Consider the following 22,311-nt stretch of genomic DNA (forward strand, 5'->3'; position numbering starts at 1 on the left):
TCACTATCGTGTAGGTCGAGATGTAGTTGCGAGGTTCGAGGTGAAACGAGAGTTAGGCTGTGGTATTTCCCGAAATGATTAGAGCTACGGTCGTCCTCTAATTACAAGTCCAATACCTTCCCGATATAGACGAGGAATTTCATAGATACGATTACCATTATCATCCCGATCTGTCCTGAAGAAACCAATATCGACCATTCGATCTATTGCGTTTTTTGGACTTGGATCAAGATCCTCAAACATTGTATATAAATCGTCGTATGAATATTCTGCTGTCTTTTTTGTGTCAAATCTGTCAAAATGTTCCTTCAAATCTGGGAATTCGCTAAGATACGTATTCACCCGCTGATTTGAAACTGTGTTATACGCATCCCGTACAGAATATCCCTCTATTAACCGATCTTTAGGATGTTCCTCTTTTCCAATTTCTTCTCTTACTGCTCCATTACAGAACGAGATGAGTTCACGAGGATATTTCCCACCGTGTCCGTCTTTAATTCGTGTAGTCATCCAATCGAAAAGCTCCGCCTCTCGTTCACCAGGATATACAGTGTCCTCGAATACAGAATAAAAAATCTCTTTTTGAGATCCCTGGTCGAAATTTTCAACTGTTCCTACATCAATTTCTGTCCCGATTGAATTTTCCACATACTCTTTGACGGAGTCGGATTGGAGCATCCGTTTATTCGTCATCTTTAATAGTTGTGAATCATCCCAATTTAGCTCAACTCTTTTGTCAGATACATGACTTTTATTCACGAAATTCAGTTCACTCCAAATATCTGTTCTGAGGAATATTTTCAGACGTATATTATCAAATTTTCCTAAAAACGTGAGTTGTGTTCGGAATAGAGCTTCAATAAGCTCTTTTCGCTTTTCTGGCTCTTTGCTCTCTAATTCGTCAATACGATCCAACAGAAGCCAGACCGTTTCATCGTTTTCGCTGAGCAAAGATTGTTCATTTTCTAATAAAAGCTCGGTATCAAATACCCCATTTGATGAACCGATTTCGATTGAAAAATTCCCATAAGAAAGTTTCCCACTTGAAGGCGGGTCACCAATACAATATTCCCAGACTGTTTTAAACACCGGAAGCAACCGCCAATCCTTCTGTTCATCTAATGCTCTAAGAACATTCCCGAGTTCTCCATCAGAAGTATACCCTGCTTCTCCCAACTTTTCAGCAATCTTGACTCCAATGTAGATCTCCCAGAAATCTTCATACGAGAATTCATCTTGATTTTTAATCTTTTGTAAATTTCTGTTATCCAGGCTTCGGAGATCGTTTCCTCCAGTAGCTTTTATTATATGTGTGTTTTTGGGAAGATCCTCTCCCAGAAAATTCTCTGCTTGGTCTTTAAAGTCTGTGAATAAACGGAACAGGGCACTTTTTCCTGAACCTTTAGGACCCAGAATGATTAGTGTATCTCTGTCAGAAATTTTGCCAAACCCTTGAGTTCGGACGAATCGCTTCGCCAATTTCTCTTCAGACTCAGCATCAACATTACCAAAATCAAGATCGTATAAATATTTGTTGTGATCAATCATACTTGTCAAAGTCACTGGAGTTATTTCAATTTTTCTGCTATAAGGTGTTAAACAAACCTTATTACGATGCTCTGACGCCCCTTCATAAATTAGGAAGTCGTAGTGTTGATAGAGTAACTGTGCTATTACGTTAACCCAGCCGTTGATAATATCCAATTGATACCTTTGGCTCCGATCGAAGCGGTCGTACCCTTCGTAGGTATACGATCCAATGCTGTCAGGTCAGCCTGAGCCATTTGGTTCGTCCGAGAACCTTTAGTCTTTCATAGAAGGCCCCGCGGTGCGTGGGCGTTTCAATACGAGAAATTTCGTCCCGCCGCCGACGTACTCGATTGTGTCGGTGAGTTCCCACCCGTCGGCCCCCAACTCGTTCAGGACGTCTCTTGGGTCTCTCGCTTCTTTTCTCGTCGGTTCGCGTTCTGGTCGAACCGTTAGATACTCCCACCCGCTTCCAGACTCGTCGCTCATAGTGCTGCTCTCATTCGAATTTTAGTAAGCGTGGTGGCCACCACACAGTTATCCCGAATGACTGGGAACACAGTAATACGCAATGCTCCACGATTATCACGTCCACTCGAATTACTCGGACGGGCGCTTTCTTTTCCAGATGTTGCAGGCCGCAGAGCAAGCCGGACTGAAGGGAATCGGGTTTGCAGACCACTGTAACGTCTCAGAGCGCGAGCGGATGCAGGACTTGAAACATCTTCTTGGATTCAACTTAGACCAGACGTACGACCGACGGCTGCGAGCGATAGAGAGCCTCAACGACCGCTTTGACGTCGAAATCTACAACGCAGTCGAGATGGACTACGACCCACGCGACACGGACGCGATTCGCGGATTTTTCAACGAAACCGACTTCGATTACACCATCGGGAGCGTCCACCACTTAGAGGACGTAAACGTCCACGTCGAGAGCTACTTCGGGAAGAAGTCGGAGACAGAGCGAAAGGCGCTCGTCAACGAGTACTTCAAAAAGCTCGTCGCGCTCGCAGAGTCAGAGCTTTTCGACATCGCGGCGCACGTCGATTTACTCGAACGCAACCCGGCATTCCGTGGGATGGGGACGGACGAACACTACCACGCCGTCGCACGGGCGTTCAAGCGCTCGCGGACGGTTCCAGAAATCAACGCCGGACGGGTGCTCACGGACTATGGGAAATTCCACCCGGTTCCAGGCTTCCTCGAAGTGTTCTGCGAACACGAGGTGCGCTTCACTGTTGGCAGTGACTCACACCGCCCAGAGGAGCTTGGCCCACGAGTGAAGAAACTGCGCACCTATCTCGAAGAAGAGGAACTCTCGCCGGTCTATCTCGTCTAAGCCTCGCCGAGGACTTTGCGAATGGCGGTTGCGACGTTGTCGAACGCCTGAATCGTGAGGCCGTCGGTCGTTGCGAACACGCCTTCACGGTCGGTGGTCACGCGGAGCAGGAAGCCGTTTTCGAAGGTGCGAATCGTGTACTTGTAATCGCCGAGTTCGGAGCCGCGGTAGGCTTCGCGTGTCGTCTTGAAACTGCGCCACTCGTTGCCGATGAATCCCGTAAGGTCTGCATCTTGTTCGAGGTCGTCGCGCAGATAGAGCTGGTCGAAGTCGTCGCGTGTGAAGTAGGTGACCGACCGAAGGCTGTCTCCCATTGCGGTTCGGCACGTTCGAACGATGACGTCAGCCGTGTCGGCTGAAAGCAAAGTGTTCTGCATTGGCTATATCATCATGATTTACCCATATAAATACGGTGGTCGGTGTGTTCCCTTGCCGCCGTCTGTCGAATCTGGTCAGTCGAATCGGGCCACTGCCCTGACGGGCGCACCGTCTGCGTCGGCGAGCGAGAGCGGGAACGCATCGAGGTGAAATCGGTCAGGCACGCGGTCGAGTTTGCACAGATTCTCCACGATGAGACAGTCGTGGCCGAGCAATGCGTGGTGAGCCGGGCTGCCGGTTGGCTCGCCCGCAGCCTCGTTCTGACTCGGCGTCGGGTCGGGGCTGAAGGCGTCGATGCCGACGTGAAGATTGCGGGTCGCACACCACTCCGCGACGGTGACATCGAGGTACGGGTGGTCGAGGTAGGCGTCCGTGCCCCAGTGCGCGTCCCAGCCGGTGTGAAACGCGAGCATGTCTGCGTCAGCGACATCGGTCTCGGCTGGTAAATCCGCGAGCCGAATCCGGTCTCGAGCGCCGCGGTGGCGACAATCGACGCATACCGCCTCGAACGAGAACGTCGAGATGGGGAAGGTATCGAGCGTCTTGCCGTTCTTCTCGGTGTGGCTTGGCGCGTCGATGTGGGTTCCGGTGTGACTCCCAAAAGACAGCCCAGTCACGCGATAGCCGTCGATTTGGTAGATGGCGTGGCCGCGGAACGTCACGGGTGGGTCGCCCGGATAGACGGGCATGCCGCCCGCAACTGGGTGCGTGAGGTCGATGGAAGTCATGTGTCTCCGAGTACCGTGGCGAGGTGTTCGTCCAGCTTCGCAAGCGGGACGGAAGGCGCGTCTGTCGCCGCCCCATCGAGTTCTTTGAAACCGGTTCCAGTAAGGATGAGCGCGACGCGGTCAGTTGCATCTACCTCACCGCGTTCTGCGAGTTGCCGGAGTCCAGCGAGCGCAACCGCGGAGGACGGTTCGACGCACAATCCTGCTTTGGTGGCGAGGTTGCCGGTTGCGTCGTGGATGGCGGCTTCTGACACCGATACGACCGCACCGTCAGTTTCGGCTGCGGCGGCGAGCACGCGATTGCCACTCGGTGGGTTCGCGTTGGCGATAGAGTAGGCGGCGGTTGGTTCGGGGTCGATTGGGCGAACCTCGTGGCCCTCGCGGAAGGCTTCTGCAATCGGGTCGCAGTTGGCGGCTTGCACGAAGTAGAGCCGCGGCAGGGCGTCGATGAGGTTTGCTTCCTTGAGTTCTCGCAGAGCTTTCCAGACGCCGCTTGCCTGCCCGCCGCTGCTTACCGGAAGACAGATTGCGTCGGGGACACCGTCAAACTGTTCTATGAGTTCGAGAGCAACCGTCTTTTGTCCGGCGACGCGCAGGGGTACGTCCGAGTTGACGAACTCGATGCCAAGTTCCTCTCCCAGTTCGAGACTGTCGAAATAGAGTTTCCCGTAGTCACCAGCCACACGAATGATTTCAGGCTCGTACTGGGAAATCGCGGCGAGACGCTTTTCGGAAATATCGTCGGGGACGAGCACGACGCAGGGAAGGCCTGTAGCCGCCGCGTGCGCTGCTGTACTCATCGCCATGTTCCCGTGCGAGACGGTTCCGACGGCGTTCACGTCCCGCGCTTCGGCCGCCGCCACCGCAACGGCGCTCCCGCGGTCTTTGAACGTCCCAGTTGGGTTTTCGGCTTCGTCTTTCACCCACAGGGTACAGCCCGCGTACTCGTCGAGTCGGGGCGTTCTGAGGAGCGGTGTGTTTCCTGCCGCCCAGCCAAGGCCGTCAGTCGGGGCTGCGGGCAGCAGCGACGCATAGCGCCAAACGCCGCGCACATCGTCGGTTGGCCACTCGAACGCTGTCGTATCGGTGTCGAACCAAACTGGTTCGCCACAATCACACCGGATGCGCGTCGCGTCGGACACTTCGTCGCAGGAATAACAGCGTGTGTTCATTACCAACCTGTACGCGAACCCACAGTATATGGGTTGGCCTCAGTCGGCGAGACCGTACCCGCGTTTGAACAGTGCAATATCGAGGGCGAGCACCGCGACGGTTGCACCCGTGAGCACCGCGAGGGCGAGGTTCGGGTCAACGTCGTAGTAGTCGAGGAAACCGTAGCGGACACCACTCACCATGTACACCATCGGATTCGCGAGCGAAATCGTGTACCACGGTTCCGGGAGCGCGTCCAAGGCGTAGAAGATGCCCCCGAAGAACACAAGCGGGCGGATGATGAACTGGTTCATCACGGTGAGGTAGTCAAAGTCGCGCGCCCAGAGGCCGCCAGCGACGCCGAGGCTCGCAAACAGCGATGGAATGACGACCATGAAGGCAACGAGATAGAGCGGGTGCTCGATGCCAACCGGCGTGAAAAACGCTCCCACGACGGAGATGATGATGCCAATGATGACACCGCGAAGCGCACTCGAGGCGACGTAGGCAAACACCATCTGCGGGTAGCTCATCGGTGAGGTGAGCGTTTCGTGAATATACTCGTTCCACCGGCCGTGGAAGATGGAGAACGAGGCGTTCTCGAACGCATTCGAAATCGTGCCCAACACGACGAGGCCGGGGAGGATGAACAGGACGTAGGAAAAGTCACTGGTCGGACCGATGCGCTCGCCGAGGATGACGCCGAACACCGAGAAATAGAGGACGTTCGTGATGAGCGGTGGCATAAACGTGTTACGAGGCCGACGGACGTATCGGAGAATCTCGCGGCGCACGAGCGTCAGGAAGCCAGTAAATCGGCTCATCGCTGTGCCTCCTGTTTTGCGCCCGCCGGTGGACGGTCGCCGTTTGTCGACTCTTGTCCGTTAGTGAGCGAGACGAACACCTCTTCGAGCGAGGTGCGAGAGATGTCTAAGTCCACGACCTCGTGGCCTGCGTCATCAAGCGCGAGGAGGACGTCGGGGGCGACGCTTCCCGCTCGGTGAGCGCGGACGACGAGCCGTCCCTGTTTCAGTTCGACCGACTGGACGCCGTCTACGGCCACGTCGGGGGCGGTGTTCGGCGGGTCGCGCAGCGTGATTGTGATATTGTCCACACCCTGGTCCATGAGGTCGTCGGGGCTTGCGACGGTCACTTTCTTGCCTTCGTTCATGATGGCGACCCGGTCACAGAGGCGCTCTGCTTCCTCGATGTAGTGGGTGGTGAGCAAAATTGTCGTGCCCTCCTCGTTCATCTCGGTGATGATGTTCCAGAGGTCACGCCGGAGTTGGACGTCCACACCCGCCGTTGGCTCGTCGAGAATCAGGAGGTCTGGTTCGGTGACGATGGCGCGCGCAAGGAGGAGTCGGCGCTTCATCCCACCTGAGAGCCAGTCAAAGCGCGTGTCGCGCTTGTCGTAGATACCGACCTTCTTGAGCGCGGCGTCCGCGCGCCGGGAGGCTTCTTCTTTGCCAATGCCGTGATAGCCCGCCTTGTGCATCAGCACTTCTTTGATGGGGAAAAACCGGTCGACGTTGAACTCTTGGGGCGCGACGCCGATCGCGTCGCGGGCCTGTTGGTAGTCGGCTTCTACGTCGTAGCCGAACACGCTGGCTTCGCCGCCGGTTTTGCGCACGAGGCCGGTGAGAATGGAGATGAACGTCGTCTTCCCCGCACCGTTTGGCCCGAGCAGGCCGAAAAACTCGCCTTGCTCGACGGCGAGGTCGAGTCCCTGCAACGCGTCTACGTCGCCGTAGGACTTTCGTAAGTTGTCTGTCTCAATCGCGAGAACCATCTACCGACACGAAAAAGCTGGGCACAGTTAACCCGCACTACTTGGGTTGGGCTTGCCGCCTTAGAGTTCGATGCGTTCGACGATTTGGTCGCCGTCCGTGTGCGTATTGAGCGCGACGATGCGGACGTAGCCTTCCAGCCCTGAGCCACGGAGTTTCGCCTTGAGGAGGTTATCGACCTGATAGACTCCTGCAGCGTTGGTCATCTCGATTTCGACGGTGACTGCAGTCTCGTCACCCTCTTGGAGCGTGACCTTTCGAATTGCCTGACTGGAGACGGTATTGATACCGCGCCCACCGCTCTCGTACGGGATGCGCGAGCGACCGTGTTCCATGTCAAGGGCGTCTGCGACGCGGATGACGCCTGCTTCGACCGTGAGTGGGTCTTCGACGGTGTGGTGACAGAGAATGGCGTGGAGGACTTCCGCCTTCACCTTCACCTGCTCAGTGATGGTGTCGTAGAACTCGGGGAGAACGCGGTCGAGAATGTCTGAGGCGAGTGGAATCGAGTAGTAGACGTGGTCGTCACGGTGGACGATGTGCCCGATGTCGTGTAACGTGGCAGCGAAGGCGATAATCACGGATTCGTCTTCTTCGGCGAGGCCCTGGTCGCCCGCGCCGTTGAACGAGATGCCGCCGCGCTTTAAGAGGTCGTAGAGGGTGAGCGCGCGGTCGCGGACGATTTCGATGTGCTTTGCGCCGTGGTCGTTGTAGCGCTTTCTCGCGACAGCGTTCACGTTCTGGGCCCGCAAAAGCGCCTGAATCTCCTCGTCGGTTTTGATAAAGGAGAGAACGCGGTGCAGTTTCTCGTCGGGGAACGAGTGGGCTGCACCCTGGTCGTACGATAGGATGTCACTCTCGCCATCTGGAAGGTCACTCATAGTGTACTGAACGCGGCGGAGCGAGAAAAAAACCTCGGGCGAGTGCGCGATTACGCGTCGGCTGCGGCCTGCGCGACTTCGTCGTAGTTTGGTTCGACGCCGGGATCGTCGCTGACCCACGAGTAGGTGACGTCGCCGTCTGCGTTGATGACGAACACGGAGCGCTTTGCGACGCCGTAGACGCCGAGGCCGTCGAAGTCCATCTCAACGTTGAACGCTTCGATGATCTCGCGGTTCAGGTCGGAGATGAGGCCGAAGTTGAGGTCGTTCTGGGCGCGGAACTCGTTGAGCGTAAACGGCGTGTCGCGGCTGACACCGAACACTTCTGCGCCGACATCCTCGAACTGGCTGAGGTTGTCGCGGAACGTACACATCTCGTTGGTGCAGACGCTCGTGAACGCGCCCGGGAAGAATGCGAGCACGAGTGGGGCGTCGTTGAGGCGCTCAGAGAGGTCGAACTCCTCGATGTCGCCGTTTGCTACCGGTGCGCTGAAGTCTGGTGCGTCGTCGCCAGTGTTGACCATTGCGTCTGGGCCTTACGGAGACAGTCAAAAGACGTTTGCGCTCTCGGCCAATCGCCCCGTCACAGACCAGTCAATCACGGGAGGGCTGTCGATTGCCTCACTTCTGGGAGGGTCTTGCCGGATGAGCAAAAAGCCTATATTAAACAGTAGGCAACGATGGGGTAGAGATGCTCGACACAATCACTCCGCTGTTCCCGGGAATCCCGGGCGGGCCGGAACTGCTCGTCATTCTGTTCATCGCCATCCTCCTGTTTGGCGCAAACAAGATTCCAAAGCTCGCCCGCTCTACCGGGCAAGCGATGGGTGAGTTCCAGAAAGGCCGCGAAGAAGTCGAAGGCGAACTTGAAGAGATGCGCAACAAAGGCAAAGACGAGGCAACCGACACCGAAGCGGCTGACGCAGACACCACGGACGCCGACGCAGACAAGGCAGAAACGCAGGCTGCCTCGGAAGAAGCCCAGCCAAACATCGGCGCAGACGACGAGGAAGACGACGTCGAAGCCGAGAAAGAAAAGTAAAAGAGTAATCGTTTTTCTCTCTCACCCTCGACCTATTAGCGGACGCGCCGTGTCTGTATTTCGAGGGCGTGTGGCCTAGTGGATAGGGCAAGCGGTTCCTAACCTCTTGATCGCGGGTTCAAATCCCGTCACGCCCGCTTCGACCTCGTTAGCACTCGGTCTCGCGGGCGTGACGACGTTCGCAAAAGCTCCGCTTTTGCTCACTCCCGCCACGCCCGTAAACTGTGTTGCGAGCGATGCGAGCAACCAGTTGAGAACCGTGTGGGATTTGCAACCCTGCCAGCCGCAGCGCGAACGAAGTGAGCGACCGTCTGGCTCTGGTTTGAATCCCGCCACGCCCGTTCTGCGACGAACGAAGGTGAGGAGCGAACGGGCCCGGAGATTCGTAACCCTACGAGACGAGCAAAGCGAGTCTCGGTCTGGTTCGAATCCCACCATGCCCGCTATCTTCTGTGACGCAAGTATATAGAAAAACGCCGTCAGTCAGACCGCTCTATCGTAAACGTTGTCCCGCACTCGGTGCAGTCGAACTCGAAACCGCCGGTGTCGGTCAGGTCGAGGCCATGGGCTGTTTCTTCCTCGCATTTTCGGCAGAAGGTGAGCGATTCGATTTCGTCCCAGTCGTGGCTCCTGCCGGGTGCGCCAAAGGCGAAGCCGACGGCCGTTTCGTCTTCCTCGTTGATTCCCTGCTGGAACTCGCCGGGGGCAAAGCGGATGGCTTCGCCCGCTTCGACGGTGACGCTGTCGCGTTCGTCGTCAACCAACGTCTCGAAGGTCGCCGCTCCCTCTTGGACGTAGAACACTTCTTCTTGGTCGTGGTGGGTGTGCAGGCCGCCCGAGAACGACTCGCCGGATTCGAGTTCGAAGTAGTTCATGGCGAAGTCTTCGGTGCCGAGCGCTCTCGAAACGGGGCGACGGACGCTGTGGACGTTCATCGGATTGGTCAGAATATCCACGTCGTCGATGGCGACTTTCTTCATAGCCTCACCTTTCTATTGGTCACCAAAAAGCGTGTGGCCAAAGCTGGAAGGGGCACTGACGAGGATACCGGCTACGGGTCGAGCAGTTTCGCTTCAGCTTTGCGCAAATGTTCTAAGAACGTCGTCTTCGACACGTCCATCTCTGCGGCCAGTTCCCGCGTCGAGACGCCGCGGGGCCACTGGTAGTAGCCGCGGTCGCGCGCCAGATTGAACGCATCGCGCTGGCTCGCAGTCAGGGTGTCACCGCGCTTTTTTCGCTCCGAGTCGGCTGGCGGCGACGCAGAGATACGAGAGACGGACACATCCGCGCCGGCGTCCCTGCGGACGCCGTCGAGTTGGGATTCGATTTCGCTTCGTTCGCCCGCGAAAACGACTTGCCAGTACTCGCGGCCGTCCTCGATGCGCACCGGTGCGCTGTGGACGAAGCCGTATTTCAACAGCGTCGGGCACACCATGTCTTGGGGTTTGTACTCCACGAAGAACTCGCGGGCGACGTTGCCCGGCGCGCTCGCTGAGGTCTGTTTACCAAACCGTTCTTGCAGTTCGTGGACCTCGCCTGCGTGTGGCGAGTCGTGGATGGTTTCGAGCAACTCCTCTACGTGGTCGAGCGTGTCGCCGTAGGCCGTGAACAGCCCGTTTACGACGGTGTCGGTCGTCTTTGGCGAGCTGTAGACCGCGTGGCCAAGTACTCCGCCGCCAACCTGCTCGGTCGATTCGATAGCCCAGCAGTTCGGGTGCCAGAGATTGAGCGTCAATCGAGTGCCCGCGTGCTGTCTGGTCTGGCTCATTAGCAAGGCAAACGAGAAGAACACACTTGTACCCTTCCATGGACGGGTTGGGTTATACCGCTCTTTCGACCCTAGATGAGCCATGGCTCAAGAGACGAACGTCTTTCAGCATTACATCAACGGTGAGTGGACGGATGGCGAAGGTGATGACACTTTCGTCAGTAAAAACCCGGCGACAGGAGCGGTGCTCGGCGAATTCCGCCGCGGCACCGAAGCCGACGTTGAGTCGGCCGTAGACATCGCAGAAGACTCGTTCGAGGAGTGGCGAAATCTCTCCCACATCGACCGCGCAGAGTACCTCTGGGACATCTACCACGAGCTGCGCGAGCGCACCGACGAACTCGCAGAAATCGTCACCAAAGAGTGCGGCAAAGAAATCTCCGAAGGCCGCGCCGACGTGGTCGAAGCCTACCACATGGTCGAATGGGCCGCCGCTGACGCCCGTCACCCGAAAGGCGACGTGATTCCGTCCGAGATTCCGAGTAAAGACGCCTATATGCGCCGTAAGCCACGCGGCGTCATCGGCTGCATCACGCCGTGGAACTTCCCGGTCGCCATCCCGTTCTGGCACATGGCCGTTGCGCTCGTTGAGGGCAACACCGTCGTCTGGAAGCCAGCTGAGCAGACGCCGTGGTGCGGACAGATCATCGCAGAAATGTTCGAGGACGCAGGCATCCCTGACGGGGTCTTTAACATGATTCAGGGCTTCGGAGACGCTGGCGCGGCCATCGTTGACGACCCAGCAATCGACACCGTACTCTTTACCGGCTCCGCCGAAGTCGGCCACGAAATCGCCTCCAAGGTCGGCGGCGAACCCGGCAAACTCGTCGCCGCGGAGATGGGTGGGAAGAACAACATCGTCATCACCGAGAACGCAGACCTCGATATCGCGGTGCACTCGGCGCTCATGTCCTCGTTCAAGACGACCGGCCAGCGCTGTGTCTCCTCAGAGCGTCTCGTCGTCCACGAGGAGGTCTACGACGAGTTCAAAGCGCGCTTCGTCGAACTCGCAGAGCAGGTGTCTGTGGGTAACCCACTTGACGAAAACACCTTCATGGGGCCGCTCATCGAGGACAGCCACAAAGAGAAGGTTCGCTCCTACGCAGAACTCGCCAAAAAAGAGGACGTGAACGTGCTCGTAGACCGCACGGAACTCGACGCAGACGAGATTCCAGACGGCCACGAAGACGGTCACTGGGTTGGCCCGTTCGTCTACGAAGCAGACCCGTACGAGCCGCTTCGTTGCACCCACGAAGAAGTGTTCGGCCCACACGTCGCCCTCCTCAAGTACTCGGGCGACATCGAGGAAGCCGTCTCCATCCAGAACGACACGGACTACGGCCTCGCAGGAGCCATCATCTCAGAGGACTACCGCCAAATCAACTACTTCCGCGACCACGCTGAAGTCGGCCTTGCCTACGGCAACCTCCCGTGCATCGGCGCAGAAGTACACCTCCCGTTCGGCGGCGTGAAGAAGTCTGGCAACGGCTACCCATCCGCCCGCGAAATCATCGAAGCCGTCACCGAGCGCACCGCGTGGACGCTCAACAATTCGAAGGAAATCCGCATGGCACAGGGCCTCTCCGCGGACATCAAGACCCAAGACGACTGAACGGAGTCGTCGCTTCGATTTTTCTCTCTGTTTTCGGGTGAGTACTGGTCGGTCTCGAAAAACGAGCGACGGATGCGTTCGGGAGTCCTAGGTTCCCGTCGCTTCAGGCATCGCGCCGATTTGCTGGAGCACGCCGACGAGGTCGGCTTCGCTCCATCGTTCGACTATCTTCCCGTCTTCGAACCGATAGACGACGATGCCGGACATGGTTACCTCCTTGCCCGTCGCTTCAACGCCCATGAAGGGCCCGTCGTGGGTTCCCATGAGGTCAAAACGCACCATCACTCGGTCGTCCTCTGCGAGCATGTCGTGAATATCGAAGCTGACGTCCGGGAAGGCGTGCGTGACAGATTCAGCGTGCGTTCTGAATGCGTCGATTCCACGTTGCTCACCCGGGGTGAGTTCGTCGCTCGATGCCGGCGTGTGATTAACCACGTCGTCAGCGACAAGCTCTTCTAACGTATCGATGTGTCCGTCTGTATGGTTCTCTATCGCTTCGAGGTACTGTCGTGCGAGTTCTTTGTTTTGGTCTGTTGTCAGGCCGCTTGTTGCTGCCATGTTTCCACCCCAGTATGTACTTGGTTACACGGGGAGATAAGGATAGGTTGAGACGTACTGAACCACTGGAGAGAGTCGCGTTCGAACGACGGGTTCCCACCGTTTCTCGCGGACTCTACTCCGACCGTGCATCCGAGTCACATACTGGCAACGGTTGCGTCCAACATGAACGTTTATGATAGTTCGGTTCGCAGGAAGGAGTGATGACACTTCATCACCACGCCGTAAGTCTTGCACGCAAACTCCGTCCGACCCAGCCTCGCTATCAAACAAATCGTAATCCACCCTCGACATGAGCACGAACTCGAAGACATACACCTTCCCCGGCGACAAGTGGGCCTCGCCCGCAGAACCGACACCAGAACCAACCGAACCAGCCTGGACACAGGCACAGCGAACCTTCTCTACGACGTGCAGAAGCCGTCTGCGGAACCTCGTTGACGCAGAAAATCAGAGTCAGCTCTCGACCAAGTGAGGAGAATCGATTAAGCCAGTTCGACGGCTGGGAACAGCTCGTCTAAGACTGGCTCGGAATCGAGTATCACGTAGCCGTCTTCGGTATTTTCAACCACGCCATCCGCTTCGAGATGCGAGAGGTGAGCGTACGCCTCGCCCGGGCCGTGGAGAATGTGAATCGAATGCAGGTCACCGAACAGGTGCGCACTCACCGTCCATGCGTCTGCAGGGCCGTGGTTGCGAAGGACATTGAGCACTTTTTCCGTGCGTTCGCGGTGGTGGTCGATGATGTACTTCGCGCGGCCTGCTGGGTCGTCGATGCGCTGGCGGTGACCGGGCCACGCGACGGTGTAGTCTGCGGCTACGATGTCCATCAGCGTATCGAGATATTTTTGCAGGGGTTTGTCTACGCGCACGTCAGCGCCGCCGACGTTTGGCGTGTATTTCGGAAGGAGTGCGTCGCCCGAGAGCAGTTCGTTGCCCTCGCCGCGGTCGACGACGAACCCACACTGACCGTCTGTGTGTCCGGGCATGTGGACGGTTTCGAACGTCAGGTCGCCCACCTCGAAGCGCGCACCCGCCTCGAATCGCGTAACGGTTGGCGCGCCATCTGACATCGTTTCAACGCCTTCGAGGAACGGGATGAGTTCTTCCTGTTTGTCCACAGGCATCCCCCACTCGTTCAACTTCGTTTTCTGGGCCTCGAACAACGACTCCCACGCGTCTACGTCGCGTTCGATGAGGTCTGCGTCCGCGTGGTGGGCGTAAATCGTCGCGTCGCTTTTTTCCTGAATGAATCCCGCCAATCCACTGTGGTCGCCGTGGAAGTGGGTCAGAAACACCGTTTCGATGTCCGCAAAGGAGAGGTTCTCGGAGGCGAGTGCTGACTGAAGTTGGTCGCGTACTTCTTCGACCGCAACGCCCGCGTCCACGAGCGTGACCGGTGTGTCCGGGTCGTCCGCACCGAAGAGGTACACGCTGTTTTCCCCCTCGAACACCGTACACTCAAGTTGAATCTGCTTCACACTCACTCTCACGGCGCAGAACACATGACTGTTTCTGGTGGGTGCTAACACCCAAGCGCTGGCTTGACCGTGAGCTCATCGCCCGCTCGAATCGCAGTTTCTGGCCCTCGTAACTCCTGTATTGCAGTGTCGTTCACGGAAACCTCGACGTGCCCGCGGAGTTGTCCGTTCGACCGAAACCAGAGTGCGTGAACGCTAGGATGTGTCTCCGCAATTTCCGAAAGCAGGGCAAACACGGTCGTCTCTGTCAAAACTGGTTCGGTGAGCGAAGCCTCGCCTATCGCGTCTGCGTAGGTCGAACCGAGGTGAACCGTGACCATTTGCCTCAGTCGTCTGCAGCCGCTTCACCCGCATCGTGTTTCGCAGCTGCTTCACGGAGTTTTTCCGAGATTGCTGGCGCTTCTGTGAGGTCGATTTCGCCGCCTGCGGCCTCAATTTCGTCTAGCGACATCGGGAACTTGCGAGCGCTGTAGTGGATGGAGATTCCAGCTTTCGCGCCTTCGCCGAGGGCGACGGGAATTTGGTTGTGGCCAGGCGTCACGTCACCGACCGCATAGATGCCTTCAACATTCGTCTCGCCGTGGTCGCCTGCGGCAATCATCCCGTCGTCGGTGAGTTCCACGCCGAGCGACTCGGCGAGGTCGGTGTTGAACTCTGAGCCGTACATCGGGAAGCCACCCTTGTACTCGCGGCGGGTGCCGTCTTCGAAGACAAAGCCGCCGAGCCACGTCGGGTCGTCTTCGTCTTGGAATTTTGACTCGATTTCCGCTTCGATGATCGTGACTGGGTGGGCGCGAAGGAGCTCGTCCGTTTCGTCAGACCACGTCGGCTCCTCACCGCGCAACAGCAGGTCAACGCGGTCGGTGAAGTTGAGCATAATCATCGCCACGTACGCGGCGCTGTTCGAGTGGCCCATCACGTACACCGGCTCGTCGACGAACATGTAGGCGTCACAGTGGAGACAGTAGTGGAGGCCACGACCCGTGCGCGGCAGTGGTGGGTCGGGTCGCTTGTCGTTGAAGCCCGTCGCCAACACGAGGAAGTCAGTGTAGACAGAGACGTTCCCGGCTTCGACGTGGTAGCGACGCGGCCCGTCCTCAGTCGCGGTAATCGAGGTGACGGTATCGCGGAAGTAGTCCGTGCCGTAGCCTTCTAACTGTTCGACTGCGGTTTGAAGGAATTCGTTGCCAGACACGTCTTCGGTGATGCCGATGACGTTGTGCGTCTCCATCATCATCGCCGCACGACCGCCGCCACGGTTGATGACCGCCGTGTCGTGGGACAGGCGGGTCGTGTACAGCGCGGCAGTCAATCCGGCGGGGCCACCGCCGACAACGGTCACATCGTACTCGGGCGTCTCACTCATGGCTCTGCATACAGGCGGGAGCCTCATAAGACGCTGGTAACCAGGCAGTAAGGGCGACAGTCGAGTCAGCCAATCATCGTTGCCACGCCTTTCGTCTGCCGGTAATCAGAGTTCAACAGCGCACGGAGGTTGGTTTCGAGGCGGTCTGCGTCGCCGCCGTCCCACTCGGTCGGGTCTCGAATCGGAAAGACGAGAAACCCGCCGCCGCGGATGTCGGTGGCGTGGAGGGCGGCCATGTCGAAATCGAGGTGACGCTCTTGAGTGGTGTACTCACGGACGACGTGGCGCGTGGCCTGCTCGCCGACCGGCAGCAAGATGTGGCCGTTGATGGCGCGCAGTTCGGCGTCGAAGAAGCGTTCGAGTGCTGCATACTGTTTTTCCGTGGGCGTTTTTCCGGCTGTGACGGCGCACATGTGGATGTACGACGCATACAGGTTGTCCGGCGTTGGTTCGTCTGCGTAGGTGGCATCGAGGAAGCCAAGCTCGTGGAAAATCGGCTGGAGGCGCTCTCCGGCCACGCTGTCGGTGAAGGGAACCCCGGTATCCGTTCCGCCGTGGACGCCCGGGTGGTCACCGATGAGGTGGAAATCAGCGTTTACGTCACCGTAGCCGAACGCCGTCTGCCCGGCGGTCTGTTCGTACTCTGCGGGCGTGCGCATTCCAAACGGGTTGCGCGTTCGGTCGGTAATCTTCTGCACGCCACCCGATAGCGCATTCTCCGATAAAACGCCAACGGTCGAGAGAGCCTCCCTCGCCCAGTTTTTCACGGTTTGTAACAGCGGGGGAACGTACTTCCCCGTTCCATGAGACAGTACGCTATGGCCGAATTTTCGAACACCTTTCACTACAACGGGGAAACGGTCGAGCCAGGGGAAGTGCGTACCCTCCGCCACGGAATCAGCGAGACGTATCTCGGTGACCCGGTCGAAATTCCCGTCACCATCATCAACGGTCGCCACCCCGGCCCGTCGGTGTTTCTCACCGCTGCCATCCACGGCGACGAACTGAACGGCGTCAAAGTCGTCCAAGAAGTCGCGTCGCGATACAGCCCAACCGAACTCCACGGCACCCTCGTTTGTGTCCACGTCGTGAACATCCCTGGCTACCTCGCTCAGCAGCGCTATCTCCCGATTTACGACCTCGACTTGAACCGGTCGTTCCCGGGGAGCGAACGATCGAACACCGCAGAACGCATGGCGAACGCCTTGTTTACGACGTTCATCAAGCAGTGCGACTTCGGCCTCGATTTCCACACCTCGACGCGCAACCGGACGACGATGTTCCACGTTCGCGCCGACATGAACAACCCCAACGTTGCCCGACTTGCGCGCTCCTTCGGGGCGAACGTCATCCTCGGCGGTGGCGGGGATGGCGGGTCGCTGCGCGGTGCGGCGACGAGCGCTGGCACGCCAACCATCACCATCGAGATGGGACAGGCACACCGCTTCCAACAACGGCTCATCAAACGGGCACTCGATGGGGTCGAAAGCGTTCTCGCGGAGTACGAACTGCTCCCCGACCGTGCCATTCACTGGCCTGGCTGGATAAAAGTGATAGACGACAGCAGCGACAAACGCTGGCTCAGAGCAGACGTAGGTGGCCTCGTCGAGATGCACCACGGACGGCGCGAGTTGGTGTACGAAGGCGAGGTGATAGCGACCATCAGCGACCACTTCAGAGACGAAGTACACGAGGTGACCGCGCCGTTTACAGGCTTGCTCGTGGGCTTGCTCCAAAACCCGGTTGCCGCGCCCGGCCACCCGCTCTGTCACCTCGTCTCGGTTGACGACCGAACCTTGGAAGTCATCGAATCAGAACAAGACCGGATACAACGGCGAAACGCGGTACTCGAAGGCTTTTAGTCCTCGAATAGCCCGCGAACCGCACTCAGTACTTTCTCGCGCTGGTGGTAGAACACGCCCGCCGTGCCGCCAATCGTGCCGAGGGTGAGCGTGTTCGTGTCCACGCCGCCCACGGTGTTTACTTCGGTCGTCGCTTTGATTTCGTGCCACGTCTCGCCGCCGTCGTGGCTGAACTCGACCGGGCCGAAAGTGTAGTCGCCGGTGGCTTCGACCCCCGTCGGCGCTTCTGCGAAGTAGTTGCGTACGCCGTCTGCTTCACTCACCGGCGTCGTGAATTCGACCATGCGCGCACCGCCTTCGAGGGAGGTGGTGTGGTCGTCGCCGTCCACCACTGACCACGACTCGGGGAGGCGGTCTCTGACGAGGACGGGTTCCCCCGCGTAATCAACCGAAAGCGTCACGTGGTCGGTCTGCCCGCCGGTGAACACGGAGCCGTCGTCCGACCGCGAGAGCGCGACAACCGGCGTCGCGCCGCTGATGGGGATTTCTGCGTTGTAGATGGCGTGGACGCCCTGATTGATGTCCGAGGCGAAGGTGACGCCGTTGCTCTCGTCTGCCCCCCAAATGTTCGGGGTGGTCGCATTCAGGCCGCCGAGCATGGAGTCTTCCGGCACGTCGTACTGCGGGCGCGACCAGCCATCTTCTTTGAGCGTCCAGCTCGCTGGGTCGATGCGGAGATACCGCAAGCCGCCGTGGTAGTGGGCTTGATGCACCCAGAAGTTCTCGTCGCCCGTTTCAGGGTCAAGGTGTTTTTCGACCGTCGAGTTGTGGGGACTCAACGCGAAGTTGGTAAAGGAGATGTCGTCTACGCCATCGATTGCGGCCGCGTTTTGCCACGTCCAGTTGTCGAGTTCGGGGAGTTCGGTGGTGCCAGCCTCCTCGTAAACCCCGTCTACATCCACCAGAAACACCGTTCCTGTGCTCTTTGGATTGGTCTTCTCTTCGACGCCCTCGTCGTAGTCGCCGGAGGGTTCTTCGTGGCTGGCGATGCAGACGCGCTTTCCGTCCACGAGGTCTGGCGCAGGCGTGGCGAAGTGTGCCTGTCGCATCTCGAACCTTCCGATCCGGGTGATGCTGGTCGGGTCGCTCACGTCTAACACTTGGAGGCCCGCGTCCCAGTAGGACAGATACGCCGTCGGCGTGCCCGTCTTCGGGTCGTCTTGGACTTCCACGTCGTGACAGTAGAAGAAGGGGAACGGCGCAGCGTCCGTGTTCGGCTCTTCTGGAACGGTCCACCGGTTCACGAGTTCGAGCAGGCCGGTATCGCGGTGGAACTCGAAGACGTACATCCCGGCGTCGCCTGCGTACTCGATGTCCTTACACGCAAAGACGTAGTCAGCGCCGCCGATGCGGTGGTGAAACAGGTTGTGAATCCCGGTCGAGAAAGCGTCAAACGTGCCCACGACGGTTGGATTCCCTTTGTCGGTGATGTCCACGGCGATGAGCCCGCCGGTGTTCGTCCCCGAGGTGCTGTCTGCGTCAGAATCCGTGCCCGTCGTCACTTCGTTGTACAGCGCCGAAATGGGCTGGGTGCCGAGGAACAGGTAGTTGCCGTCGGCAGAGCCCTTCACGTCCATGATAGCCGTGCCCGGACTCTGATTCCCGAAAAACGAGAGGACGGTCATCTCCGCCTGTTCTACGTCTGCCTGTGTCTCTGCGCGGTTGTAGTCGCTAATATCGACGATGGCTACGCCGCGCCCATCCGTCTCGGTGCGCGAGGAGAACAGCGAGACGAATGCATAGTCGCCGTGGGTGCGTATCTCGGTGACGCCGCCATAGTGGGGGTTTTCGGGGCGTCCAGCGGTGGACTCTCCGCCAATTCCGCCAAGACTGTGATAGCCGACGTTCGTGACGTTGTCGCTCGATTTGCCGACAGTCTCCGGCTTGAACGGGTCGTACTCGTCGCTCCCGGCCGCGACTCCAGAGACGGCAGCGACGCCGAGTGCACCGGCGGTGGCCTTCAAAATCGTTCTGCGTGTGGGTTTCCCAAGGGGAGTGGGTGGCATGGCAACCCAATCCATACAGTATCATTACGAATAGATTTTGGCAAAATCATCAAAATGTTCGCACAGTTGGCAGCAGAAAAGTGACAGCAGTGAGCGTTCAGTGGGCAGGGTTGTCCATCAGTGTATGGACGGTTACACCGTCTTACCGAAGCTTCCCGAGCAGCTCGTAGTCGTGGTCTGGCGTGTAGCGCCGGAACGCGAGACTGTTTGCGAGCACCGAAACGCTCGAAAACGCCATCGCAACCGCCGCGAGGACGGGTTGGAGCAGGCCAAGCGAGGCGAGCGGAATCATCGCGGTGTTGTACCCAAGCGCCCAGAACAGGTTCTGCTTGATTTTCTGGAGCGTGCCTTCGGAGATGCGAATGGCCTTGAGCACGTCCGCCGGGTCGTCGCGCATGAGCGTCACGTCTGCGGCTTCGATGGCCACGTCCGTCCCGCTCCCGAGTGCCGTCCCGACGTACGCGGCGGCGAGCGCGGGCGCGTCGTTCACGCCATCACCGACCATCATCGCCTTGCGGCCATCGGCTTGAATCGACGCTACTGCGTCGGCTTTGTCCTCGGGGAGCACCGCTGCGCGGACGTTTGCGGGGTCGATACCGACTTGTTCTGCGACCGCACGAGCCGTCCGCTCGTTGTCGCCCGTGATGAGCAACACCGAGAGGCCGCGCTCGCGGAGCGCTGAAACAGCGTCTGCCGCGTTCTCCTTGATGGTGTCTGCGGTGGCGACGACGCCGATGAGGGCCCCGTCAAGCGCGACGAGCATGGCGGTTTTCCCCTCGCGTTCGAGGCGCTCTAACGTCTCTTCGGCTGGCTCAGGGTCGATACCGTTGTCGGCCATGAGTTTGCGGTTACCGATGAGAACGGCCCCTTGACTCAGTTCGGCGCGGACGCCGTGGCCGGGGACGTTTTCGAACGAATCCGGGGTTTCGAGTGATAAGTCGCGTTCGTTTGCACCCTCCACGATGGCTTCGGCAAGCGGATGTTCGCTCCCGGATTCTGCGCTCGCGGCCATCGAGAGGACGAACGCCTCGTCGCCGAGTTGAGACTGGAGTTGCCCGCCGTCGGCTGCGGTGAGCGCGACCACGTCGGTGAGACGCATTTCGCCTTTCGTAAGCGTCCCCGTCTTGTCGAAGACGACGGTGTCAACGTCGCGGACGCGCTCTAAAATGTCGCCGCCTTTGAACAGGACGCCGTTTCGCGCGCCAATCGTCGTCCCGACCATGGTGGCCGCAGGTGTGGCGAGGCCGAGGGCGCACGGGCACGCGATGAGGACAGCCGAGGCGAACACGATGACTGCGAACTCGAAGACCGAGACGCCGCCGCCAATCACCTGTGGGCCGCCTTCGACGAGGCCCCACAACGGCAGGCGCTGGACGAATCCAGCGAGCACCTCGGGGAAGGCGAACCAGACGAGACTCCAGAACAGCGCGTTTGCGATGACTGCAGGGACGAAGGAGGCACTGATGCGGTCTGCGAGGTTCTGAATCTCCGGTTGGCGGCTCTGAGCCTCAGAGACGAGCGCGACGATTTGTTGAATCGCCGTTTCCTCTCCGACTTTCGTTGCTTCCACGACGAGCACGCCGTTTTCGTTGATGGTCGAGCCGACCACCTCGTCGCCGTCACCTTTTTCGACCGGGACAGACTCGCCGGTCACCATCGACTCGTCAACCGCGCTCTCTCCGGAGACGACGACGCCGTCGGTCGGAATCTTCTCGCCGGGGCGCACCTTCATCCGGTCACCGACTTCCACGGCTTCGAGAGGGACTTCGCGTTCGTTCCCCGCGTCGTCAACGAGCGTCGCGGTGTCGGCTTCGAGTTCGAGCAGTTCGCGGAGCGCGTCGCCCGCCTGCCCTTTCGAGCGGGCTTCGAGGTAGTTCCCGAGCGTGATGAACACGAGGATGAACGCGGCGGTGTCGAAGTAGACGGCTCCACCGACTAGCCCGAGCAGGACGGCGACCGAGTAGAAGTACGCTGTCGAAGAACCGAGGGCGATGAGCACGTCCATGTTCGCCCGCTGATTCTTCACGAGCGCGGTGTAGGAGTTCTCGTAGAACTCCTTGCCGAGGACGTACTGCACCGGCGTGGCAAAGAGGAATCCAATCCACCCAATCGGCAGGCCTAAGACGTTTTCTGGAAGGAGCACAGGGGCGAAGAGGTGGGCGAGAAGTATACCGAGCAGCGGGAGCGAGAGGGCTGCACCAAACATCACTAGTTTGCGCTGGCGGTCGATTTCCGCGTGACGAGCGGCGTCGCGACGCTCGCGCTCTGTGCCAGTGTCGCCCGTATCGTCGCGGACGGGCGTGTAGCCGGCTTCCTCGATAGCGTCGTAGAGCTGTGACCGCGTGACCTGTGCTGGGTTGTACGCGACGCGGGCTTCGTCGGTGGCGAAGTTGGCTTCGACGCTGATGACGCCGGGAACCCGCATGAGCGCCTGTTCATTGGTCGCCGCGCAGTTGGCGCAGGTCATGTCCGTAATGCCAATCGTAACCGTCTCGCGGGCCGCCTCGTAGCCCGCATGCTCGATGGCGTCGTAAATCGCACCGAGGTGTACCGTCTCGGGGTCGAACTCGACTGTCCCCTCGTCCGTGGCGTAGTTGATACTCGCCTCGGTGACGCCGTTGAGCTTCGTGACGGCCGTCTCGATGGTTTTCGAGCAGTTCGCACAGCTCATCCCCGTGATGGCGAACTGAACCCGTTGGGTAGTCATTGCCCAATAGTACGCACTGTAGATTGAAGCGGTTTGTCCCTCAGAAACCAGCGTAATTCGACCCCGCTAGCCTTTGATTCAAACATAAACTGTGGTGATTGGATGCGAAAT

The 22,311-nt window shown here is 58.7% G+C and carries 23 protein-coding genes and 1 tRNA gene; 6 read left to right on the forward strand and 18 right to left on the reverse strand.

The annotated features are described in order from the left end of the window. Positions 1-84 precede the first annotated feature (84 nt). Both V5N47_RS00970 and V5N47_RS00975 read right to left on the reverse strand, forming a co-directional pair. Positions 85-1,548 (reverse strand): hypothetical protein, encoded by a 1,464-nt coding sequence (locus V5N47_RS00970; protein WP_338728928.1) that lies wholly within the window; start codon positions 1,546-1,548, stop codon positions 85-87. 255 nt (positions 1,549-1,803) lie between these two features. Beyond that, entirely contained in the window at positions 1,804-2,016 is a 213-nt protein-coding gene (locus tag V5N47_RS00975; RefSeq protein WP_338728929.1) for a DUF4177 domain-containing protein, read from the reverse strand. A gap of 82 nt (positions 2,017-2,098) precedes the next feature. Here V5N47_RS00975 and V5N47_RS00980 point away from each other — a divergent pair, with 82 nt between their 5' ends. Next, positions 2,099-2,869, forward strand: a complete 771-nt coding sequence (locus tag V5N47_RS00980) for a PHP domain-containing protein (RefSeq protein WP_338728930.1) — start codon at positions 2,099-2,101, stop codon at positions 2,867-2,869. On the opposite strand, the gene V5N47_RS00985 is transcribed toward V5N47_RS00980, so the two are convergent. The 7 genes from V5N47_RS00985 to V5N47_RS01015 form a co-directional block, all read right to left on the reverse strand. After that, the gene (locus V5N47_RS00985) at positions 2,866-3,246 is read right to left on the reverse strand and encodes a hypothetical protein (protein ID WP_338728931.1); all 381 of its coding nucleotides are present in this window, start codon (positions 3,244-3,246) and stop codon (positions 2,866-2,868) included. The two genes, V5N47_RS00980 and V5N47_RS00985, sit on opposite strands and share 4 nt — an antisense overlap. A 75-nt stretch (positions 3,247-3,321) precedes the next feature. Then, entirely contained in the window at positions 3,322-3,975 is a 654-nt protein-coding gene (locus V5N47_RS00990) for a cyclase family protein (RefSeq protein ID WP_338728932.1), read from the reverse strand. Beyond that, the gene (gene thrC, locus V5N47_RS00995; RefSeq protein ID WP_338728933.1) at positions 3,972-5,147 is read right to left on the reverse strand and encodes a threonine synthase; all 1,176 of its coding nucleotides are present in this window, start codon (positions 5,145-5,147) and stop codon (positions 3,972-3,974) included. The genes V5N47_RS00990 and thrC overlap by 4 nt, the downstream gene beginning before the upstream one ends. 39 nt (positions 5,148-5,186) lie before the next feature. Then, positions 5,187-5,951 (reverse strand): ABC transporter permease, encoded by a 765-nt coding sequence (locus V5N47_RS01000; protein ID WP_338728934.1) that lies wholly within the window; start codon positions 5,949-5,951, stop codon positions 5,187-5,189. Continuing rightward, positions 5,948-6,919, reverse strand: a complete 972-nt coding sequence (locus tag V5N47_RS01005) for an ABC transporter ATP-binding protein (protein ID WP_338728935.1) — start codon at positions 6,917-6,919, stop codon at positions 5,948-5,950. Before V5N47_RS01005 ends, V5N47_RS01000 begins: the two co-directional genes overlap by 4 nt. A 60-nt stretch (positions 6,920-6,979) precedes the next feature. Continuing rightward, positions 6,980-7,798, reverse strand: coding sequence for an HD domain-containing protein (locus V5N47_RS01010; RefSeq protein WP_338728936.1), 819 nt, complete (start codon positions 7,796-7,798; stop codon positions 6,980-6,982). A 50-nt stretch (positions 7,799-7,848) separates the two neighbouring features. Next, entirely contained in the window at positions 7,849-8,322 is a 474-nt protein-coding gene (locus V5N47_RS01015) for a redoxin domain-containing protein (protein ID WP_338728937.1), read from the reverse strand. Positions 8,323-8,522: 200 nt separating this feature from the next. On the opposite strand from V5N47_RS01015, the gene V5N47_RS01020 reads away from it, so the two are divergent. Further along, positions 8,523-8,840, forward strand: coding sequence for a twin-arginine translocase TatA/TatE family subunit (locus V5N47_RS01020; protein ID WP_338730314.1), 318 nt, complete (start codon positions 8,523-8,525; stop codon positions 8,838-8,840). 64 nt (positions 8,841-8,904) lie between these two features. Then, a tRNA-Arg gene (locus tag V5N47_RS01025) sits at positions 8,905-8,977 on the forward strand. Between the two features lie 342 nt (positions 8,978-9,319). On the opposite strand, the gene V5N47_RS01030 is transcribed toward V5N47_RS01025, so the two are convergent. Continuing rightward, entirely contained in the window at positions 9,320-9,820 is a 501-nt protein-coding gene (locus tag V5N47_RS01030) for a cupin domain-containing protein (protein WP_338728938.1), read from the reverse strand. A 71-nt stretch (positions 9,821-9,891) separates the two neighbouring features. Beyond that, positions 9,892-10,608 carry a helix-turn-helix domain-containing protein gene (locus V5N47_RS01035; RefSeq protein WP_338728939.1) on the reverse strand — a complete coding sequence of 239 codons (717 nt, stop codon included), beginning with the start codon at positions 10,606-10,608 and terminating at the stop codon, positions 9,892-9,894. Positions 10,609-10,690: 82 nt separating this feature from the next. On the opposite strand from V5N47_RS01035, the gene V5N47_RS01040 reads away from it, so the two are divergent. Continuing rightward, the gene (locus V5N47_RS01040) at positions 10,691-12,220 is read left to right on the forward strand and encodes an aldehyde dehydrogenase family protein (protein WP_338728940.1); all 1,530 of its coding nucleotides are present in this window, start codon (positions 10,691-10,693) and stop codon (positions 12,218-12,220) included. An 87-nt stretch (positions 12,221-12,307) separates the two neighbouring features. Here V5N47_RS01040 and V5N47_RS01045 read toward each other — a convergent pair whose 3' ends face one another. Then, entirely contained in the window at positions 12,308-12,778 is a 471-nt protein-coding gene (locus tag V5N47_RS01045; RefSeq protein ID WP_338728941.1) for an ester cyclase, read from the reverse strand. Positions 12,779-13,070: 292 nt separating this feature from the next. Here V5N47_RS01045 and V5N47_RS01050 point away from each other — a divergent pair, with 292 nt between their 5' ends. Next, entirely contained in the window at positions 13,071-13,253 is a 183-nt protein-coding gene (locus V5N47_RS01050; RefSeq protein WP_338728943.1) for a hypothetical protein, read from the forward strand. Positions 13,254-13,263: 10 nt separating this feature from the next. On the opposite strand, the gene V5N47_RS01055 is transcribed toward V5N47_RS01050, so the two are convergent. The 4 genes from V5N47_RS01055 to V5N47_RS01070 form a co-directional block, all read right to left on the reverse strand. Then, a complete protein-coding gene (locus V5N47_RS01055; RefSeq protein ID WP_338728944.1) occupies positions 13,264-14,259 on the reverse strand; it encodes an MBL fold metallo-hydrolase in 996 nt (331 codons plus the stop codon). Between the two features lie 44 nt (positions 14,260-14,303). Continuing rightward, a complete protein-coding gene (locus V5N47_RS01060; protein ID WP_338728945.1) occupies positions 14,304-14,579 on the reverse strand; it encodes a MoaD/ThiS family protein in 276 nt (91 codons plus the stop codon). Positions 14,580-14,584: 5 nt separating this feature from the next. Then, the gene (locus tag V5N47_RS01065; protein WP_338728946.1) at positions 14,585-15,625 is read right to left on the reverse strand and encodes an NAD(P)/FAD-dependent oxidoreductase; all 1,041 of its coding nucleotides are present in this window, start codon (positions 15,623-15,625) and stop codon (positions 14,585-14,587) included. 65 nt (positions 15,626-15,690) lie between these two features. After that, the gene (locus tag V5N47_RS01070) at positions 15,691-16,323 is read right to left on the reverse strand and encodes a uracil-DNA glycosylase family protein (RefSeq protein ID WP_338728947.1); all 633 of its coding nucleotides are present in this window, start codon (positions 16,321-16,323) and stop codon (positions 15,691-15,693) included. Between the two features lie 120 nt (positions 16,324-16,443). On the opposite strand from V5N47_RS01070, the gene V5N47_RS01075 reads away from it, so the two are divergent. Continuing rightward, positions 16,444-17,487: a succinylglutamate desuccinylase/aspartoacylase family protein gene (locus tag V5N47_RS01075; RefSeq protein WP_338728948.1), complete on the forward strand. Its 1,044-nt coding sequence runs from the start codon at positions 16,444-16,446 to the stop codon at positions 17,485-17,487. Here the strand turns inward: V5N47_RS01075 and V5N47_RS01080 are convergent. Continuing rightward, complete coding sequence (locus V5N47_RS01080; protein WP_338728949.1) at positions 17,484-19,493, reverse strand: hypothetical protein; 2,010 nt, start codon at positions 19,491-19,493, stop codon at positions 17,484-17,486. The two genes, V5N47_RS01075 and V5N47_RS01080, sit on opposite strands and share 4 nt — an antisense overlap. A gap of 142 nt (positions 19,494-19,635) precedes the next feature. Beyond that, the gene (locus V5N47_RS01085; protein WP_338728950.1) at positions 19,636-22,200 is read right to left on the reverse strand and encodes a copper-translocating P-type ATPase; all 2,565 of its coding nucleotides are present in this window, start codon (positions 22,198-22,200) and stop codon (positions 19,636-19,638) included. Positions 22,201-22,311: the final 111 nt, after the last annotated feature.

Origin of the sequence: Haladaptatus sp. DJG-WS-42, assembly GCF_037198285.1 — an archaeon.
In the GTDB taxonomy this organism is placed as follows: Archaea; Halobacteriota; Halobacteria; order Halobacteriales; family Halococcaceae; genus QDMS2.

Coding starts and splice junctions, on each gene's coding strand:
- V5N47_RS00970 (WP_338728928.1), bottom strand. CDS start 1,548: ATGATTGATCACAACAAATATTTATACGATCTTGATTTTGGTAATGTT.
- V5N47_RS00975 (WP_338728929.1), bottom strand. CDS start 2,016: ATGAGCGACGAGTCTGGAAGCGGGTGGGAGTATCTAACGGTTCGACCA.
- V5N47_RS00980 (WP_338728930.1), top strand. CDS start 2,099: ATGCTCCACGATTATCACGTCCACTCGAATTACTCGGACGGGCGCTTT.
- V5N47_RS00985 (WP_338728931.1), bottom strand. CDS start 3,246: ATGCAGAACACTTTGCTTTCAGCCGACACGGCTGACGTCATCGTTCGA.
- V5N47_RS00990 (WP_338728932.1), bottom strand. CDS start 3,975: ATGACTTCCATCGACCTCACGCACCCAGTTGCGGGCGGCATGCCCGTC.
- thrC (WP_338728933.1), bottom strand. CDS start 5,147: ATGAACACACGCTGTTATTCCTGCGACGAAGTGTCCGACGCGACGCGC.
- V5N47_RS01000 (WP_338728934.1), bottom strand. CDS start 5,951: ATGAGCCGATTTACTGGCTTCCTGACGCTCGTGCGCCGCGAGATTCTC.
- V5N47_RS01005 (WP_338728935.1), bottom strand. CDS start 6,919: ATGGTTCTCGCGATTGAGACAGACAACTTACGAAAGTCCTACGGCGAC.
- V5N47_RS01010 (WP_338728936.1), bottom strand. CDS start 7,798: ATGAGTGACCTTCCAGATGGCGAGAGTGACATCCTATCGTACGACCAG.
- V5N47_RS01015 (WP_338728937.1), bottom strand. CDS start 8,322: ATGGTCAACACTGGCGACGACGCACCAGACTTCAGCGCACCGGTAGCA.
- V5N47_RS01030 (WP_338728938.1), bottom strand. CDS start 9,820: ATGAAGAAAGTCGCCATCGACGACGTGGATATTCTGACCAATCCGATG.
- V5N47_RS01035 (WP_338728939.1), bottom strand. CDS start 10,608: ATGAGCCAGACCAGACAGCACGCGGGCACTCGATTGACGCTCAATCTC.
- V5N47_RS01040 (WP_338728940.1), top strand. CDS start 10,691: ATGGCTCAAGAGACGAACGTCTTTCAGCATTACATCAACGGTGAGTGG.
- V5N47_RS01045 (WP_338728941.1), bottom strand. CDS start 12,778: ATGGCAGCAACAAGCGGCCTGACAACAGACCAAAACAAAGAACTCGCA.
- V5N47_RS01050 (WP_338728943.1), top strand. CDS start 13,071: ATGAGCACGAACTCGAAGACATACACCTTCCCCGGCGACAAGTGGGCC.
- V5N47_RS01060 (WP_338728945.1), bottom strand. CDS start 14,579: ATGGTCACGGTTCACCTCGGTTCGACCTACGCAGACGCGATAGGCGAG.
- V5N47_RS01065 (WP_338728946.1), bottom strand. CDS start 15,625: ATGAGTGAGACGCCCGAGTACGATGTGACCGTTGTCGGCGGTGGCCCC.
- V5N47_RS01075 (WP_338728948.1), top strand. CDS start 16,444: ATGGCCGAATTTTCGAACACCTTTCACTACAACGGGGAAACGGTCGAG.
- V5N47_RS01080 (WP_338728949.1), bottom strand. CDS start 19,493: ATGCCACCCACTCCCCTTGGGAAACCCACACGCAGAACGATTTTGAAG.
- V5N47_RS01085 (WP_338728950.1), bottom strand. CDS start 22,200: ATGACTACCCAACGGGTTCAGTTCGCCATCACGGGGATGAGCTGTGCG.